This is a genomic window from Micromonospora cynarisoli, from assembly GCF_030518815.1.
Classification (GTDB): domain Bacteria; phylum Actinomycetota; class Actinomycetes; order Mycobacteriales; family Micromonosporaceae; genus Micromonospora; species Micromonospora wenchangensis.
This window is the reverse complement of the sequence record NZ_CP130426.1, coordinates 4,321,649-4,339,355: the sequence shown is the minus strand read 5'-3', so window position 1 is coordinate 4,339,355 and position 17,707 is coordinate 4,321,649. Positions and strand designations below refer to the sequence as shown.

General features: G+C 68.8%; 10 protein-coding genes and 3 rRNA genes. 7 read left to right on the top strand and 6 right to left on the bottom strand.

Annotated elements, in window-relative coordinates:
- Positions 1-101: 101 nt before the first annotated feature.
- Positions 102-968, bottom strand: coding sequence for a hypothetical protein (locus tag Q2K16_RS18635; RefSeq protein WP_302738844.1), 867 nt, complete (start codon positions 966-968; stop codon positions 102-104).
- Positions 969-1,078: 110 nt separating this feature from the next.
- Positions 1,079-3,583 (bottom strand): S8/S53 family peptidase, encoded by a 2,505-nt coding sequence (locus Q2K16_RS18630; RefSeq protein ID WP_302738843.1) that lies wholly within the window; start codon positions 3,581-3,583, stop codon positions 1,079-1,081.
- Between the two features lie 129 nt (positions 3,584-3,712).
- Between Q2K16_RS18630 and Q2K16_RS18625 the strand changes: the two genes are divergently transcribed.
- Entirely contained in the window at positions 3,713-5,482 is a 1,770-nt protein-coding gene (locus tag Q2K16_RS18625) for an RNA polymerase sigma factor (protein WP_302738842.1), read from the top strand.
- On the opposite strand, the gene Q2K16_RS18620 is transcribed toward Q2K16_RS18625, so the two are convergent.
- Entirely contained in the window at positions 5,479-6,066 is a 588-nt protein-coding gene (locus Q2K16_RS18620) for a TetR/AcrR family transcriptional regulator (RefSeq protein WP_302738841.1), read from the bottom strand. The genes Q2K16_RS18625 and Q2K16_RS18620 overlap by 4 nt on opposite strands.
- Before the next feature lie 105 nt (positions 6,067-6,171).
- Between Q2K16_RS18620 and Q2K16_RS18615 the strand changes: the two genes are divergently transcribed.
- Positions 6,172-7,101, top strand: coding sequence for an SDR family NAD(P)-dependent oxidoreductase (locus tag Q2K16_RS18615; RefSeq protein WP_302738840.1), 930 nt, complete (start codon positions 6,172-6,174; stop codon positions 7,099-7,101).
- 125 nt (positions 7,102-7,226) lie between these two features.
- Here the strand turns inward: Q2K16_RS18615 and argS are convergent, their stop codons facing one another.
- The 3 genes from argS to Q2K16_RS18600 all read right to left on the bottom strand — a co-directional run bounded on the left by argS (position 7,227) and on the right by Q2K16_RS18600 (position 10,547).
- The gene (argS, locus tag Q2K16_RS18610) at positions 7,227-8,936 is read right to left on the bottom strand and encodes an arginine--tRNA ligase (RefSeq protein WP_302738839.1); all 1,710 of its coding nucleotides are present in this window, start codon (positions 8,934-8,936) and stop codon (positions 7,227-7,229) included.
- Positions 8,937-9,392: 456 nt separating this feature from the next.
- The gene (locus Q2K16_RS18605) at positions 9,393-9,827 is read right to left on the bottom strand and encodes a PRC-barrel domain-containing protein (RefSeq protein WP_302738838.1); all 435 of its coding nucleotides are present in this window, start codon (positions 9,825-9,827) and stop codon (positions 9,393-9,395) included.
- 465 nt (positions 9,828-10,292) lie between these two features.
- Entirely contained in the window at positions 10,293-10,547 is a 255-nt protein-coding gene (locus Q2K16_RS18600; RefSeq protein ID WP_302738837.1) for a hypothetical protein, read from the bottom strand.
- Here Q2K16_RS18600 and Q2K16_RS33050 point away from each other — a divergent pair.
- From Q2K16_RS33050 to Q2K16_RS18580, 5 genes are all read left to right on the top strand, one after another.
- The gene (locus tag Q2K16_RS33050; protein WP_368052572.1) at positions 10,435-10,671 is read left to right on the top strand and encodes an SCO4848 family membrane protein; all 237 of its coding nucleotides are present in this window, start codon (positions 10,435-10,437) and stop codon (positions 10,669-10,671) included. The genes Q2K16_RS18600 and Q2K16_RS33050 overlap by 113 nt on opposite strands.
- A 608-nt stretch (positions 10,672-11,279) precedes the next feature.
- Positions 11,280-12,793: ribosomal RNA gene (locus Q2K16_RS18595) — 16S ribosomal RNA — on the top strand.
- A 388-nt stretch (positions 12,794-13,181) separates the two neighbouring features.
- A 23S ribosomal RNA gene (locus Q2K16_RS18590) occupies positions 13,182-16,290 on the top strand.
- 105 nt (positions 16,291-16,395) lie between these two features.
- Positions 16,396-16,512: ribosomal RNA gene (gene rrf, locus Q2K16_RS18585) — 5S ribosomal RNA — on the top strand.
- The 16S, 23S and 5S rRNA genes sit together here, the layout of an rRNA operon.
- Positions 16,513-16,989: 477 nt before the next feature.
- Positions 16,990-17,616 (top strand): NADPH-dependent F420 reductase, encoded by a 627-nt coding sequence (locus tag Q2K16_RS18580; RefSeq protein WP_489671781.1) that lies wholly within the window; start codon positions 16,990-16,992, stop codon positions 17,614-17,616.
- Positions 17,617-17,707: the final 91 nt, after the last annotated feature.

The window sequence follows — 17,707 nt, the reverse complement described above, 5'->3', positions numbered from 1 at the left end:
CCCGATCCGCCCTTCACCCCACCCGACGGCGAACGGCCCCGGGGCCCGCACCGACGGATCGGCACGGGCCCCGGGGTGGCCGTCACCCGACGGCCGACCGGTCAGTTCGCGCAGACGGCGTACGCGCGCACCTTCCAGGTGCCGCTGAAACCGTCCCCGTCCTCGGCGGCGCTGACGGTCACCGTGGTCGACGAGGTGGGCCGCATCCCGGTCAGGCGTACCTGCCCCTCGCCGCCGACGATTTCGCCGCCGACCCCGTGCACCCGCTTGCCCGCCGGGCAGGTCGCGGTGGCCGACCGGGTGGCCGTCGAACTGGCCACGCTGTCCACGATCACCCGCTGGTCACCGGCGAGCGGGTCGACGCAGACCACCGAGACGTCCACCGACCAGTTGCCGGCGAACGCGTTGCCGGCCTCGACGCCCGCCACCGTCACGCTGCTCTGGTTCACCCGCAGATCCTCCAGCAGCACGTCGCTCGCCCCCGAACCGAGGGCCAGCGCCGCGCCCCCACCGCCGATCGCCCGCTTCCCGGCCGGGCAGAACACCTCCAGGAACTTCGGGTTCACCGAGTTGATCACCGAGTGTCCGGTCACCACCTCCAGACCCGCGGGCGGCGTGGCGCACAGCGCGGCGGCGGTGACCGCCCAGTTCCCGGCCACACCGTCCGGGTCCTCGCGCCCGGTCACCGAGTACAGGCCGGCATCGGCCAGCGGCTGCACGATGTCCATGCCCACCTGGCCGAGGCCCGACCCGGTGATCGCCCCGCCACCGCCGATGACCCTGGTGCCGGCCGGGCAGACCGCGCTCTGCGACTTGGCGACGCTGTTGCTCGGTCCGACGGTCGTCAGGACCGACAGGCCGGGCACCGCCGCCACCGGCCCGCTGAGCGCGAGCTGACCGAGCACGACCGTGCTCAGCAGCGCGCCGCCCAGGGCGACCGTCCGACGGGTCCACGTCTGTCCACACATGATGTTCTCTCCTCGGGTGCGTACGGTCCGGGAACCGGCAGGTCCCCGGTCAGGGTCGGATCGCCGGGCGGGAGCCGGGTGGTGCCCGGCCCCCGCCCGGTACGGGTCGGTCAGCCGACGAGGTGCCGGATGCGGACCGGCACGGAGTCCGTGCCGACCAGTCCCGTCCCGTCGAAGACCTCAAGCCACACCGACCAGGTGGTGGTGCCGGTCCCGCTGCTCAGCTGGGCCAGTGCCGCGGTGAACGAGGCACAGTTCTTCGGCGTGCCCTTGTCGTCGACCGGCTCGCCGGTGGGCACCCCGCCGCCCTGGCACAGCACCTGCTTGACGCCACCGTCGCCGTACGCGGTCCACCGGAAGCGGGTCCCCGCGACCGTGCCGTCCTCGGCGTCGGTGCCGGTCCCGGCGAACGCAACGGACTTCGGCCCGGCCTCGACGGTGGTCAGGTCCAGCGTCGTGGCCGGCTTGGTGATCGTGGCGGTGGGCCGGGACTGCCCGGCCGGGGCCGACGTGACCGAGAAGGCGCGCTGCACGCTGGACCCGGCCGTCGCGAACGTCACGGTGTACGCCCCCGGCGTGACCGCGTTCGCCGGCAGCACCGCCTGGTGGCCGGTCTTCTCCAGGACGACGGTGTTGCCCCGGCGCACCGTCCAGGTCACCTCGGCGTCGGGGACCGGCCCGAACTCGTCCGGGTCGTTCGAGGTACCGAGCAGCCCGACCGACTGCCCCGCGGTGAGGGTCAGCCCCGGCGGCGGCGAGATGACGGCCACCTTCGTCGGGCTGTCCACCACCGTGACGGTCACCGACGCCGAGCCGGTACGCCCCAGACTGTCGGTGGCGCTGGCGGTGACGACGTGACTGCCGGCGGACAGCGACGGCACGAACGTCTGCGACCCCGTCGCCAGCTGACCGTCGATGCTGCTGGTCCAGGTGAGCGGAAGTTCCTTGCCCAGGAAGTCGGTCGCGGTGCCCCACAGGTCGACCGACTGGCCCACCGCGAACTTCTGCTTCGTCTGCGGGGTGCTGATGCTCACCGACGGCTTGCCGACGGTCACGTCCAACGCCTCGGCGACGGCGGCCAGCGCGTCGATCCGGCGCTGGCTGCCGGTCACCTTGCCGCCCAGCCCGCCGACGTGCGCGGTGTCGTTGAGGATCTTCCGGACCTGCTCCGAGGTCAGCGTCGGATCGGCGGCCATCACCAGGGCGGCCACCCCGCCCACGAACGGCGCGGCGACACTGGTGCCGCAGGTGGTCTTCGTGGTGTTGACCGCCGGCGTACCCGGGTCGGTCAGCCCCGGCACACACATCGGACCGTAGATCTCCACCGACGTGGTGAGGTCCTTGGTGCCCCAGTTCGACCCGCCGGACACGGTCGCGTCCGGGTTCATCCCGCCCACGCACATCACGTGGGTGCTCTCGCAGGGCACCCAGAGGGTGTCGCCGTCGACGTTCGTGCCGTTGTTACCGGCGGCGGCGACGATCAGCGCCCCGGTGTCCCGGACGTGCTTCATCCGCCTGTCGGTCCAGGTGCGCGCGTGGCTGACACCGAGGTCCACGTCCCGGGTGAAGCTGAGGTTGACCACGTCCGGGTGGGTCGCCTCGGCGGCCTTCTCCAGCCGCCGCAGGACCGTCCAGTAGTCGATGCCGTTGCGGACCGCGACCAACTCCTGCACCACCGGCCCGGCCGGTCCGGCGGTGCCGTAGTCGTTGTCGACCCGGCCCATCCCGGCCAGCACCACGTCGGTGGCGTGCCACGGGCAGGGCGCGCCGCCGGTGCAGTCGTTGGTGTTGGTCTCGCCCCACTCCGCCTTGTGCAGGGTCACCTTGCTCGGGAAGTCGGCGTTGAACTGGAACCCGCCGTCCTGCACCAGGTACTTCACCTGCTTGGTCAGCCGGCCCCTGCTGTCGAGCAGCTGCCAGGCCGGTGCGACCCCGACGTCCAGCGCGCCACCGGCCCGCATGAACGACCAGTCGAAGACGTTCTTGCCGATGTTCGGGGCCTCGAACACCTGGCCGTCGGCGATACCGGACGGCTCCACCAGCCAGTCGAGGACCACTTCGGTGCCCGTACGCCACTCGGCGGCGGCCAGCGCGAGCAGCCGCAACGCCCGCTCGTCGCCGACCCGGTAACCACCCGTCTGCCGTGGCTCGGCGGCGAGCAGGTCGTCGACCAGCCCCGCCGGGTCGGCCTTGCCGACGTCCACCCGGACCAGGTGGTCCTGCCCCTCGGCGTCCGGTGCGAACGAGTCGAGCACCTCGCCGCCCCAGCGGGCCAGGAAGGCGTCCAACTCGGCCTGGTCGGCGGTCCGCACCATCACCTCGTCGAGGACCAGGCCGGCGGGCGAGCCGTCCGGCCCGGCCACCACGCCCACCTCCCGGTCGGTGCCGGTCCGACCGACCGGGTCGAGCCGCACCCGGGTCGCGGCCAGGCCCGGGTCGACCCGGAAGGCCAGCGGCCCGGCGTCGGCGGCGGACCGCCCGGTCGGGCCACCCGGTGCGGGGGCGGCGTCGGCGTGCGTGGTCGCGACGAATCCGGCGGCGAGCGCCGCCACCACCACGGTGGTCAGGTACCGGCGGACGCGGGTCCGGTGGGTCGCGCAGCGTGTCGTTGTCATGGGTGTCTCCCGGTGTCGGCGGTGCGATGACACCGGTAGGAGCGCGCCGGGGTCGGCATGCCAACAGAAAGTTCCGGAGGAGTTTCTTCTTCGCTGTACTGGACCGGTCGACGAGCGGTGGGAGCACTGATGAACGTGATGGCGCAGGACGACCGGGCGCTCGTCGAGGCGCTGCGGCGGGGTGACCGGACCGGCCTGGAGGGCATCTACCGGCGCTACGCCGACCGGCTCTACACGTACGCCCGGACGATGCTGCACGAGCCGGAGGCCGCCGCGGACGCCGTCCACGACGCGTTCCTCACCGCCGGCCAGCGCATCGACCAGCTCCGCGACCCGGACCGGCTGCGTTCCTGGCTGTACGCGATCGTGCGCAACGAATGCCTGCGGCAGTTGCGGGAGCGGGCCCGGTCCGCGCCGCTTTCGGAGGCGGCCGAACCGGTGGCCGACACCGGTGACCCGGCCGCCGCCGTCAACGCCGACCAGGTACGCGCCCTGGTGCACCTGGCGGTCGACGCGCTCAACCCCGGCGACCGCGAGGTGGTGCACCTGGCGATCCGCCACGACCTCTCCTCCGCCGACATCGGTACGGCGCTGGGGGTGCCCGCGAACCACGCGCACGCCCGGCTGTCCCGGGCCCGGTCACAGCTCGAACGGGCGCTCGGCACGCTGCTCGTCGCCCGCAGCGGGGCGCGGGACTGCCCGACCCTGGCCGAGCTGCTCGGCGACTGGCAGGGCCGGCTCACCCCGGTCCTGCGCAAGCGGCTCGCCCGGCACATCGACGACTGCGCGCGGTGCGGGCTGCTCCGGCGCGAACAGTGCAATCCGGCGGCGCTGCTGACCGCGTACACCGCGCCGGGATTCCTGGTGGTGGCCGAGACGGTGTGGTCGCGTCTGGCCGAGGCGGGCCCCACCGCCGTGCGGGCCACCGCCGAGCTGCCGGCCGCCGCCGACCCGCCCGGGTCCACCGTCGGGGGTGACGCCCCCGACGTCACCGCAGCCCACAGCTCCGCCGGCCCGACCCGTCCGGCCGGTACCGAACCCACCGGCCCGACGTCGCCGGCTGGTCCGACGTTGCCTGCTGATCCGGTGCCGGCGGCCGGTCCGACGCCCCCGGTTCCGGGGTCGCCGCCTGAGTCCGGCGGCGTCGCGGGTCGGTCGGATGCCGCCGGGCGGGGCGGACCGGACCCGGCCCGAGATGCGGTGGCCCCGGCCGGCGCGGCGGCGACGCGCGCCGCGACCCGGACGGTGGATGTCGCGGCCCGGGACCGCGACCGGCGGCGTCGGCGGCGGGTGGCGGTGACCGCCGGTCTTCTGCTGCTCCTGGTGGTGGCCGGCACCTGGGCGGTGTCGGCGGCCCGACCGGACGCCGAGCAGGTGTCGGTGACGGCCGGCGTCCCCACCGGCGCGGCGGTCACGTCGTCCGCCGTCGCCACCGCAGCGCCGTCGGCCCGGACGACCCCGGGGCCCGACGCGAGCGGTGCCGGTGGCCCGGCCGTGCCCGGCGGTTCACCGGCCGACGCCGCGACGGACGTCGTCCCGGGTCCGACGCCGGCACCCTCCCGACCGCCGACCGCTCCCCGCCCGACGACGGGCACGCAGCTCGCCGCGCCCTTCACGGTGTCGGCGAACGCGCACGTCCGCTGCGGCGCGGACGCCTACAGCCTGGTCGTCCGGGCCACCGGCAGCGGTGCGCTGGTCAGCGCGCAGGTGCGGTACACCCCCGCCGGGGGCGTCCCGACGAGCCGGGCGATGACGGTGGACGGATCGTCCGCCCGGGTGACCGTGGGCCAGCTCCGGGCGTCCGCCGTGACCTGGACGGTACGGGTGACCGCCGTCGACGGCCGGACCGCGCAGAGCCCGTCGTCCACGGTGGCCGATCCGTGCGTCCGCCCGGGCTAGGCGGGCGGGGGTGACCCCTGTCCGGGGGCACGGACGCCGGCGAGCAGCACGGCCAGGTACAGCTCGACCCGGTCGTCGGGCGCGTCGGCGATCCGGGCGGCGAACGCGGTGCCGCAGACCAGGTGTTGCAGGTCGTCCAGGGTGAGGCCGGGGCGTAGCTGACCGGCCCGCGTCGCCCGCTCCAGCACGGTCGCGGCGAGTGCGCCCAGCTCCGCCCGGCGGGTAGTGGTCGGCGCGGTGGCGTCTTCGTCCGGGCTGGTCGAGAGCACTTCGGCGAGGGTCGGCTCGGTGAGCTGGCCGAGCAGGATGCTGCGCAGCAGCCGTTGCAGCCCGGCCCACGGATCGTCCTCGCGGCTCGCCGCCTGCGCCTGGTCGAGCAGGGTGGCGAAGGCGTCGGCGGCGAGCGCCTCCAACAGGGCACGTCGGGTCGGGAAGTGCCGGTAGACGGTGCCGACCCCGACCCCGGCCCGCCGGGCGATGTCGTTGAGCTGTAACGACAGGTCGCCCTCCGCCACCAGCGCGCGGGCGGTGGCGAGCACCCGGTCGCGGTTGCGCGCGGCGTCCGCGCGCAGTGTCGTCGTCACCGCGCCAGCGTAACGCAGCGGATTTCTCATCCGATCGGATTGACAATCCGGTTACTCCGGGCTTGAATCGGATAGGTAATCCATTTCTCTGTCGGAAGGTACGCCATGGACCGCGCACCCGGTTGGACCGCCACCGATCTCACCGACCAGTCCGACCGGACCTTCGTGGTCACCGGTGCCAGCAGCGGCCTCGGCGCGGCGATCACCCGCCACCTGGCCGCCCGGGGCGGTCGGGTGGTGATGGCCGTCCGGGACACCGCCAAGGGCGCGCGGGTCCGGGCCGAACTCCTCCACGCCCATCCCCGGGCGGATCTCGTCGTCCGCCGGCTGGACCTGCTCGACCTGGATTCCGTCCACGCCTTCGTCGAGGGCCTCGACCGCGACGTCGACACGGTGGACGCGCTGGTCAACAACGCCGGCATCGGCACCGTCCCCCGGCGGTTGAGCCCGCAGGGGGTGGAGAGCCAGTTCGCCACCAACCACCTCGGCCACTTCGCCCTCACCGGACGGCTGCTGCCCGCGTTGACCGTCGGCCGGAGCCCGGTCGTGGTCACCGTCTCCTCCGGCCTCTACCCGCTCGGGCGGCTCGACCTGACCGACCTGGCCGCCGAACGCCGCTACTCCGCCGCCGGCGCCTACGCCACCTCGAAGCTGGCCAACGTGCTGTTCGGGCTGGAACTCGACCGCCGGCTGCGGGCCGCCGGCTCGCCGGTACGCAGCCTGCTGACCCACCCCGGGATGACCAGGACCGACCTCTCCCGGGACCTGCCGCCACTCGCCCGCCGGATCGAGACCGTGCTCATGGGCCCGCTGCGCCGGCCCCTCGACGAGGCCGCCGCGCCCATGCTCTTCGCCGCCACCGTCCCGACCGCGCCCACCGGCCGGCACATCGGCCCCGGACGGCTCTTCCGCCGCGCCGAGCCCACCTTCGCGCCGTTGCGTGGCCCCGCCACCGACCGGCGGCTCGCCGCCGACCTGTGGGCCCGCTCGGAGGAGATCACCGGCGTACGCCTGACGCCCACCCCGCTGCGCTGACCGGGCGGAGGGCGTCCGGCTGGGAGTACCACCTGGACCTGCTGGTGGCCGCCGGACGAACGCCCCGAAGGCCGGAGCCCGCCGGGGCCGCGTCCGGTCGCCCCGGCGCGGCCCCGGCGTCGCGCTCACATCCGGTCGAGCGTCCGGATACCGAGCAGGTCCAGCCCCTGCCGCAGGGTCCGTCCCGTCAGGTCGGTCAGCAGCAGCCGGCTCGCCCGCAGTTCCCCCTCCGCCCGCAGCACCGGGCACCGCTCGTAGAACGTGCTGAACCGGGTGGCCAGCCGGTGCAGGTAGCCGGCGAGGTGGTGGAACTGCGCCGTCCCGGCCACCTCGTGCACGACGCCGGCGAACCCGAGCAGCTCGACCGCCAACGCCCGCTCCGCCGGGGTGCCGAGCACCACCCCGGACCCTGGCCCCGCACCGGCCCGCCGCAGCACCGACCGGGTCCGGGTGTACGCGTACTGGAGGTAGGGGGCGGTGTTGCCGTCCAGGGCGAGCATCCGCTCCCAGTCCAGCACGTAGTCGCGGGTCCGGTCGGTGGCCAGGTCGGCGTACTTGACCGCGCCGATGCCGACGGCCCGGCCGATCTCGGCCGCCTCCGCCTCGTCCAGTTCGGGGTTGCGGGCGCGGGCCAGCGCGGTCGCCCGGGTGACTGCCTCCGTCAGCAGGTCGACCAGCTTCACCGAGCCACCGGCCCGGCTGCGCAGCATCCGCCCGTCCGGGCCGAGGACGGAGCCGAAACCGAGGTGCTCGGCGCGGACCGGGGGACGCAGCCAACCCGCCTGCCCGGCCACCGCGAACACCATCGCGAAGTGCTGCCGCTGCGGCAGGCCCACCACGTAGAGCAGCCGGGTCGCGCCCAGCTCGTCGACGCGCGACCGCAGCGCCGCCAGGTCCGTCGCCGGATATCCGTACCCGCCGTCGCCCTTGCGCACGATCAACGGCAGCCCGACGCCGTCGCGTCCGACGAACCCGGGCGGGAAGACGCAGGTCGCCCCGGCGCTGTCGGTCAGCAACCCGAGCCGGTCGAGGTCGGTCACCACCGCACCGAGCCGGTCGTTGTACGCGCTCTCGCCCCGGAAGTCCTCCCCGGTCAGGGTGACGTCGAGCAGCTCGTACACGGTCAGGAAGTACCGTTGGGACTGGCCGACCAGCAACCGCCACAGCCGGCGGGTCTCCGGATCGCCGCCCTGCAACGCGACCACCCGCTGCCGGGCGCGTTCCCGGAACGCCGGGTCGGTGTCGAACTTCGACCGGGCCGCCCGGTAGAACCCGTCCAGGTCGCCGATGGACAGTTCCTGCGCCGCCTCCGACTCACCGAGGTCCACCAGGTGCGCGATCAGCATCCCGAACGGGGTGCCCCAGTCGCCCAGGTGGTTGACCCGCACGACGCGGTGCCCGAGCCAGCCCAGCACCCGGACGGCCGCGTCGCCGATGACCGTCGAGCGCAGGTGCCCGACGTGCATCTCCTTCGCCACGTTGGGCCCCGAGTAGTCGACCACCACGGTCTCGGGCTCGCTGGTCACCGGCACCCCGAGCCGCTCGTCGCCGGCGAGCGCGGCGACCATCCCGGCCAACGCCCCGTCGGCGAGGGTCAGGTTGACGAAGCCGGGGCCGGAGACCTCCGCCACCGCGACGTCGTCGAGGTCCGCACGGTCCAGCACCGCCTGGGCGATCTCGCGCGGCGGCCGGCCGAGCCGCCGGGCCAGCGCCAGCGCCGCATCGGACTGGAAATCCGCCCGCAGCGAGCGCCGCACGGTGGGCGCGACCGGTTCGCCGGCAACGGCGGCGAACGCGGGCGTCAGCCGGTCGGTGAGCAACCTTTCAAGATCCATTGGTACGCCGATCTGCTCGGATCCGTCAGCCAGGCGGATCCCCGGACGGGGGAGCCTGCGGACGGACCGAGGACAGCGGCGGCGACCGGCGGCTCGATCCGCCGGTCGCAGGGAATGGGTCAGCGCGGGCGGGCGACGGATCGCCGGCGTCGCTCCGCACCGACCACGACGTCGTACGACGTCCGGGCGTGCTGAAGGGTCGCGCTGGTCATGCCGGCAGCCTACCGGACCGGGGCGCAGCCGACCCCGCCCCGTTGGACGCGTCCGGTCCCGGCCTGGTCGCTCGTCCTGCCTGACGTGTTCGGTCCGTCCTGCCTGACGCGTCCGGTTCACCCTGCCTGACGCGTCCGGTTCGCCCTGCCGCCAGGTGGCCGGTCCCGGCCTACCGGGCGTCGGCGTCCCGGCCTCGTCGGTCCGTCCCGTGTCCCGTCGGGTCGGACCGGGGCGTGTGGCCGGTCAGCCCCGGTGGTAGCTCTGCGCGTAGTAGTCGCCGACCTGTTCGCGGTAGTCCGGCGGGACACCGTCCTCGGGATCGAACGCCGGGGAATCCTTGACCTGCTCCCGGCTCCGGTCGACGTGCACCACCCGGTCCCCGTGGTCGACCCGGGCGACCGTGCCGACCGGCAGCAGGACCTTCCGTCCGAAGATCCACGGTCCGGTGTCCACCACCAGCCAGCGGGCGCCGGCGTCCTCGCTCGCCTCGTCGATCGCACCGATCCGCCCGTCGATCGCCTCCACCCGGTATCCGGTCAGGTCGAGCGGGGTCCCCGGGCCGGGGGCGTCCGGCCCGTTGTGCGGCTCCCGGTCGGGCCGCTCGCCCGGCTCGGTCTGGTCGTATCCGCCGGCCAGCGCCGCCGGGTCGCGCCATGCCCACGGGTTGAACGGCTGCATCCGGGCCACCTCCACCTCGTCGTCGACACCTGACAGGTGCCCCGACCCCCACCAGCGGAAACACCGCGCCCGCCACCACCGCGTCCCGTGCGGTGGTGGCGGCGGCGATTTCCGATCCGGTCCGTCACCATCTTCTTGAGCGCTCCAGACCCCCCGCCCGGCGGCGGGACCGTCGGCCCGGTGGGGGTGGCCTCCTCCCTCTGGTCGGCCGGGACTCCCCTCCCCGCCCGGACCGGGCTCCGTCCCCGGTCGATCGGTTTTCCTGCCGGCCGGTCGTCGGATTCCCACCGGCCTGCCCGCCTGCTCGTCCCGCCTGAGCCCGTCCCGTCCCCGCTTCTGGTCCTGCTCCCGTCCGTCCTGCTCCGGTCGGCCCCGTCCCGGCCGGGTGCCGCCGGAGCGCGTTGATCAAGAAGTTTGCGTCACGAACGTCTCCGAGGATGACCACAACCTCTTGATCAACACGGTTCAGGGGCGGGGCGTCGCCGTCTCCGGGGACCGTGGCGGGAGTGGGGAGTCTCGGTAGGCGCGGGCGCTGGGATACTCGTCGACCATGGTCCTGTCGCGGGGTTGGTCGTTGTTCCTGGTCGGTGTCGGGGTGTGGACCTGGGTGATCTGGCCGAGGTTCGGGGTCGCCATCTGGAACGACACGCGGGCCTGGTCGGGCGGAGCGGTCGGCGTGGGCGCTCCGACCGGATTCCTCTGGATCCACGCGGTGCTCATCGCGGCCTCGTTGGCCATCGGATCCACGGCCGGTGTGCTCGGAATCCGGGGGTGGCGGGCGGCCCGTCGGCTGTCCCGTGGGCGTCAGCCGGCCGGCGCGGAGGCCGATGACCAGCGGATTTGACGATCAAACCGGAGGCCGCGTAACTTTCTCTCTGCCAGCGCGGAACGGGCAAACGGGGTGAAAGCCCCGGGTTTCGGATCCGATGTGTGGCACCGGGTCGTCCGGGGCACTATCTCCGGGACGACGCGGTCCGGGTGGGGCTAGCCGAACGCCGTAGGGCGGATTTGGCCGGGCGGAACCGACCGGGTAAGGTTGTCGATCGGCAGAGCACCGGGCGAGCATGCGGGAAACCGCGGCGGCCGGTTCTGCCAAATCCGATGATCAATCGCAGCGCTGGTCGCTGCATGCGCTCATCGGGCGATGCCGCACGAAGCGTGACACACCGGGACACACCGGTTGACACGGGGAAGACGGTGAGGTAACGTAGTAAAAGTGCCCGGCGCGAGAGCGCGGGGTGTGGTGAACGAAATGCCCCGGTCGGGTCACCGTTAGTGCGGTGGTTTGGTTGGTGTGTGGTTGTTCTTTGAGAACTCAACAGGGTGCTTGTAAAGCCAGTGCCAATTGTTTTATACCCTGTGCTGGGCAGGCTTGTGAGTATTGGTCTGTTCGGTTGGGATTCCTTTGGCAACATTTGTTTGTTGTCGGGATTGCTGTTCGACAAAAGGTTTTTGTTGGAGAGTTTGATCCTGGCTCAGGACGAACGCTGGCGGCGTGCTTAACACATGCAAGTCGAGCGGAAAGGCCCTTTGGGGTACTCGAGCGGCGAACGGGTGAGTAACACGTGAGTAACCTGCCCTAGGCTTTGGGATAACCCTCGGAAACGGGGGCTAATACCGGATATGACCTTGCCTCGCATGGGGTGGGGTGGAAAGTTTTTCGGCCTGGGATGGGCTCGCGGCCTATCAGCTTGTTGGTGGGGTGATGGCCTACCAAGGCGACGACGGGTAGCCGGCCTGAGAGGGCGACCGGCCACACTGGGACTGAGACACGGCCCAGACTCCTACGGGAGGCAGCAGTGGGGAATATTGCACAATGGGCGGAAGCCTGATGCAGCGACGCCGCGTGAGGGATGACGGCCTTCGGGTTGTAAACCTCTTTCAGCAGGGACGAAGCGTGAGTGACGGTACCTGCAGAAGAAGCGCCGGCCAACTACGTGCCAGCAGCCGCGGTAAGACGTAGGGCGCGAGCGTTGTCCGGATTTATTGGGCGTAAAGAGCTCGTAGGCGGCTTGTCGCGTCGACCGTGAAAACTTGGGGCTCAACTCCAAGCCTGCGGTCGATACGGGCAGGCTAGAGTTCGGTAGGGGAGACTGGAATTCCTGGTGTAGCGGTGAAATGCGCAGATATCAGGAGGAACACCGGTGGCGAAGGCGGGTCTCTGGGCCGATACTGACGCTGAGGAGCGAAAGCGTGGGGAGCGAACAGGATTAGATACCCTGGTAGTCCACGCTGTAAACGTTGGGCGCTAGGTGTGGGGGCCTCTCCGGTTCTCTGTGCCGCAGCTAACGCATTAAGCGCCCCGCCTGGGGAGTACGGCCGCAAGGCTAAAACTCAAAGGAATTGACGGGGGCCCGCACAAGCGGCGGAGCATGCGGATTAATTCGATGCAACGCGAAGAACCTTACCTGGGTTTGACATGGCCGCAAAACTTCCAGAGATGGGAGGTCCTTCGGGGGCGGTCACAGGTGGTGCATGGCTGTCGTCAGCTCGTGTCGTGAGATGTTGGGTTAAGTCCCGCAACGAGCGCAACCCTCGTTCGATGTTGCCAGCGCGTTATGGCGGGGACTCATCGAAGACTGCCGGGGTCAACTCGGAGGAAGGTGGGGATGACGTCAAGTCATCATGCCCCTTATGTCCAGGGCTTCACGCATGCTACAATGGCCGGTACAATGGGTTGCGATGCCGTGAGGTGGAGCGAATCCCAAAAAGCCGGTCTCAGTTCGGATCGGGGTCTGCAACTCGACCCCGTGAAGTCGGAGTCGCTAGTAATCGCAGATCAGCAACGCTGCGGTGAATACGTTCCCGGGCCTTGTACACACCGCCCGTCACGTCACGAAAGTCGGCAACACCCGAAGCCGGTGGCCCAACCCTTGTGGAGGGAGCCGTCGAAGGTGGGGCTGGCGATTGGGACGAAGTCGTAACAAGGTAGCCGTACCGGAAGGTGCGGCTGGATCACCTCCTTTCTAAGGAGCACCATCCGGTGAAAGCCGGTATGGAGCCCGCGGCCTGCGGATGTCGGGTCGGGGTGCTCGGATGGCGGAGACACTGGCAAGTTTTTCCCTGGCAACGGCTGGGACGCCTAGTACAGCCACTTTGGTGGTGGGAGCGGGGTTCTGGTGCGGCTGGTGGAGGGATGTGAGCACCCTGTTGGGTCCTGAAGGAACAACCGGTGGGTTGTTGTTTCAGTGCCTTGTGGTGGGCGGGAGCCTGCTGGAGGTTGCCAGGCATGGCCTGGTCTCGCATACCGGATTCTGTTCTGCCTGTGGGTGGGGTGGGGTTGCTGGTGTGGGGCTTTGGGGTTGTGGGTTGGTTGTTTGTTGAGAATTGCACAGTGGACGCGAGCATCTTTGTGGTCAAGTTGTCAAGGGCGAACGGTGGATGCCTTGGCACCAGGAGCCGATGAAGGACGTGGGAGGCCGCGATAGGCCTGGGGGAGCTGTCAACCGAGCTGTGATCCCAGGGTGTCCGAATGGGGAAACCTGGCACCAGTCATGTGGTGTCACCTGCACCTGAACACATAGGGTGTGTGGGGGGAACGCGGGGAAGTGAAACATCTCAGTACCCGTAGGAAGAGAAAACAATTTAGTGATTCCGTGAGTAGTGGCGAGCGAAAGCGGATTGAGGCTAAACCGGTTGCGTGTGATACCTGTCAGGGGTTGCGTGGTCGGGGTTGTGGGACCCTGCTGAACAGGCTGACACTTGTTCGAGGAGTTATAAAGTCAGTGGCTAGCCGAATGGTGTGGAAAAGCCAACCGTAGTCGGTGAGAGTCCGGTAGGTGAAAGTTGCTGATCTTCTGTGGGTGTTCCCGAGTAGCGGCGGACTCCTGTAATCTGCCGTGAATCTGCCAGGACCACCTGGTAAGCCTAAATACTTCCTGGTGACCGATAGCGGACGAGTACCGTGAGGGAATGGTGAAAAGTACCCCGGGAGGGGAGTGAAATAGTACCTGAAACCGTTCGCCTACAATCCGTCGGAGCCTTGCGGGGTGACGGCGTGCCTTTTGAAGAATGAGCCTGCGAGTTAGTGGCATGTGGCGAGGTTAACCCGTGTGGGGGAGCCGTAGCGAAAGCGAGTCTGAAGAGGGCGTTTGAGTCGCATGTTCTAGACCCGAAGCGGAGTGATCTAGCCATGGGCAGGCTGAAGCGTGGGTAAGACCGCGTGGAGGGCCGAACCCACCAACGTTGAAAAGTTGGGGGATGATCTGTGGTTAGGGGTGAAAGGCCAATCAAACTCCGTGATAGCTGGTTCTCCCCGAAATGCATTTAGGTGCAGCGTCGTGTGTTTCTTGCCGGAGGTAGAGCACTGGATGGTCTAGGGGGCCTACAAGCTTACCGAAATCAGCCAAACTCCGAATGCCGGTAAGTGAGAGCGCGGCAGTGAGACTGCGGGGATAAGCTTCGTAGTCGAGAGGGAAACAGCCCAGATCACCAGCTAAGGCCCCTAAGCGTGTGCTAAGTGGAAAAGGATGTGGGGTCGCATAGACAACCAGGAGGTTGGCTTAAAAGCAGCCATCCTTTAAAGAGTGCGTAATAGCTCACTGGTCAAGTGGTTCCGCGCCGACAATGTAGCGGGGCTCAAGCACACCGCCGAAGCTGTGGCATTCACATTTTAACTTCGCGTGCCCTTGATGGTGCGTGCAGGTGTGTGGATGGGTAGGGGAGCGTCGTGCCGGGGGTGAAGCAGCGGGGTGACCTAGTTGTGGACGCGGCACGAGTGAGAATGCAGGCATGAGTAGCGAAAGAAGGGTGAGAAACCCTTCCGCCGGATGACCAAGGGTTCCAGGGCCAGGCTAATCCGCCCTGGGTGAGTCGGGACCTAAGGCGAGGCCGAGAGGCGTAGTCGATGGACAACGGGTTGATATTCCCGTACCCGCGAAGGAGCGTCCCTGATGAACCTCGTTGTGCTAACCACCCGAGCTGCCAAGGACTTTCGGGTCTGCGGTGGGGAGCGTGGGAACCTGGCGGGTAGTAGTCAAGCGATGGGGTGACGCAGGAAGGTAGCTGAGCCCGGCCGGTGGTTGTGCCGGGGTAAGCGTGTAGGCCGTGCCGTAGGCAAATCCGCGGTACATGAGGCTGAGACGTGATGCCGAGCCGATTCAGGTGAAGTCAGTGATCCTATGCTGCCGAGAAAAGCCTCTAGCGAGTTTCGAGCGGCCCGTACCCCAAACCGACACAGGTGGTCAGGTAGAGAATACCGAGGCGATCGGGCGAACTGTGGTTAAGGAACTCGGCAAATTGCCCCCGTAACTTAGGGAGAAGGGGGGCCGGAGACGTGAAGCCCCGTGCGGGTGGAGCGTTGTATGGCCGCAGAGAGCAGGGGGAAGCGACTGTTTACTAAAAACACAGGTCCATGCGAAGAAGTAATTCGATGTATATGGACTGACGCCTGCCCGGTGCTGGAACGTTAAGGGGACCTGTTAGCTCTTTGGGGCGAAGCGGAGAACTTAAGCGCCAGTAAACGGCGGTGGTAACTATAACCATCCTAAGGTAGCGAAATTCCTTGTCGGGTAAGTTCCGACCTGCACGAATGGCGTAACGACTTCCCCACTGTCTCAACCACAGGCCCGGCGAAATTGCAGTACGAGTAAAGATGCTCGTTACGCGCGGCAGGACGGAAAGACCCCGGGACCTTTACTATAGCTTGACATTGGTATCTGAATGGGCTTGTGTAGGATAGGTGGGAGCCGGTGAAGCCTGTACGCCAGTATGGGTGGAGGCAATCTTGAAATACCACTCTGGTTGATTTGGGTATCTAACTTCGGGCCGTTATCCGGTTCAGGGACAGTGTCTGGTGGGTAGTTTAACTGGGGCGGTTGCCTCCTAAAGGGTAACGGAGGCGCCCAAAGGTTCCCTCAGCCTGGTTGGCAATCAGGTGTTGAGTGCAAGTGCACAAGGGGGCTTGACTGTGAGACTGACAGGTCGAGCAGGGACGAAAGTCGGGACTAGTGATCCGGCACTTGCGTGTGGAAGCGGTGTCGCTCAACGGATAAAAGGTACCCCGGGGATAACAGGCTGATCTTCCCCAAGAGTCCATATCGACGGGATGGTTTGGCACCTCGATGTCGGCTCGTCGCATCCTGGGGCTGTAGCAGGTCCCAAGGGTTGGGCTGTTCGCCCATTAAAGCGGTACGCGAGCTGGGTTTAGAACGTCGTGAGACAGTTCGGTCCCTATCCGCCGTGCGCGTAGGATACTTGAGAAGGGCTGTCCCTAGTACGAGAGGACCGGGACGGACGAACCTCTGGTGTGCCAGTTGTCCCGCCAGGGGCACGGCTGGTTAGCTACGTTCGGAAGGGATAACCGCTGAAAGCATCTAAGCGGGAAGCCTGCTTCGAGATGAGGTATCCCACCCCACATTGTGGGGGTAAGGCCCCCAGCTAGACGACTGGGTTGATAGGCCGGAAATGTAAGCTCGGTAACGGGTTCAGTTGACCGGTACTAATAGGCCGAGGACTTGATAACAAGGCTGCTACGCGTCCACTGTGCAACTCTGAACAAACACCAAACAACCCCCCACGGGTAGAGGGTTTCTGTGGGTGTGTGTGTTGTTTGATATGTTCATAGTGTTACGGCGGTCATGGCGGAGGGGAAACGCCCGGTTACATTCCGAACCCGGAAGCTAAGCCCTCCAGCGCCGATGGTACTGCACTCGGGAGGGTGTGGGAGAGTAGGACACCGCCGGACAACCATTCCAGATTGAGGCCGGCCCCGAACAGGGACCGGCCTCAACTGCTATATCCGTGTATTGATTCCCGGAACGGTTTCCCGTGACAGCCGCCGCACCGGGAATCGTCACCCCACCCCGGAGGTGAATGCGCGCCTCGGGCACGGTAGGCGGCGACGAAAGCCTGCCTCTGGCGGCCAGGAAACCCCGCTCGGGTGGCGACATAGCGGTGATCCCCGGCTCGAACGACACAACATCGCCGACACAGCACCCTCGACCGACCCTCGGGGCGGACGGTCGACGTTCGGTGAATCGGCCCGGACGACGCCCGTGACCTCGTACCGTCGATGCGGGGCCTGGCTCCCGGGGCCCGCGCCCGGGTCCGGGACGACGTGACGTGGTGCACGCGTCGTCCGCAATCGGAGCGGACCTGTCGGGGTACCTGCTGACCGTACGACCGGAACTGACCGTCGGGACCGGCGGAGGCAGGAGTGGTCATGAAGATCGGAATCATTGGTTCGGGGCACATCGGCGGCACCCTCACCCGCCGGCTGAGCGCCCTCGGGCACGACGTGACAGTCGCCAACTCGCGGGGCCCGGAGAGCCTCACCGAGCTGGCCCGGGAGAGCGGCGCGACCGTAGGCACCGTCGAGCAGGCCGTCCAGGACGCCGAGCTGGTCGTGATGGCGATCCCGCTGTTCGCGGTGCCCGGACTGCCGGCGCAGCCGTTCGACGGCAAGATCGTGGTCGATGCCAACAACTACTACCCGCAGCGCGACGGCGACATCGCCGAGCTGCTCGACCGCAGCCTCAGCTCCAGCCGGTGGACCGCCGACCACCTCAAGGGCGCCCGGGTGGTGAAGACCTTCAACAACATCCAGGCGGCGCACCTGATGGACCACGGGAAGCCGGCCGGTGCCGGTGACCGGATCGCGCTGCCGGTGGCCGGGGACGACGCCGACGCCAAGCGGCTCGTGATGCAGCTCGTCGACGCGCTGGGCTTCGACCCGGTCGACGCGGGCACCCTCGACGAGAGCTGGCGGCAGCAGCCCGACACCCCCGTGTACGGCACCGACCGGGACGCCGAGGGCGTCCGGCAGGGTCTGGCCGAAGCCCGCCCCTGATCCGCTCCTCAACGGTCGCGCCGGCCCGGGGTCGACATCTGGTCCGCGTACCGGAGAGGCACCGAGCCCCGCCGGCTGATCAGCCGGCGGG

What these genes read in the sequence shown, in the direction of transcription:
- Q2K16_RS18615 (WP_302738840.1), top strand. Translation starts at nt 6,172, where the DNA reads ATGGACCGCGCACCCGGTTGGACCGCCACCGATCTCACCGACCAGTCC.
- Q2K16_RS18625 (WP_302738842.1), top strand. Translation starts at nt 3,713, where the DNA reads ATGAACGTGATGGCGCAGGACGACCGGGCGCTCGTCGAGGCGCTGCGG.
- Q2K16_RS18630 (WP_302738843.1), bottom strand. Translation starts at nt 3,583, where the DNA reads ATGACAACGACACGCTGCGCGACCCACCGGACCCGCGTCCGCCGGTAC.
- argS (WP_302738839.1), bottom strand. Translation starts at nt 8,936, where the DNA reads ATGGATCTTGAAAGGTTGCTCACCGACCGGCTGACGCCCGCGTTCGCC.
- Q2K16_RS18605 (WP_302738838.1), bottom strand. Translation starts at nt 9,827, where the DNA reads ATGCAGCCGTTCAACCCGTGGGCATGGCGCGACCCGGCGGCGCTGGCC.
- Q2K16_RS18635 (WP_302738844.1), bottom strand. Translation starts at nt 968, where the DNA reads ATGTGTGGACAGACGTGGACCCGTCGGACGGTCGCCCTGGGCGGCGCG.
- Q2K16_RS18580 (WP_489671781.1), top strand. Translation starts at nt 16,990, where the DNA reads ATGAAGATCGGAATCATTGGTTCGGGGCACATCGGCGGCACCCTCACC.
- Q2K16_RS18600 (WP_302738837.1), bottom strand. Translation starts at nt 10,547, where the DNA reads ATGAGCACCGCGTGGATCCAGAGGAATCCGGTCGGAGCGCCCACGCCG.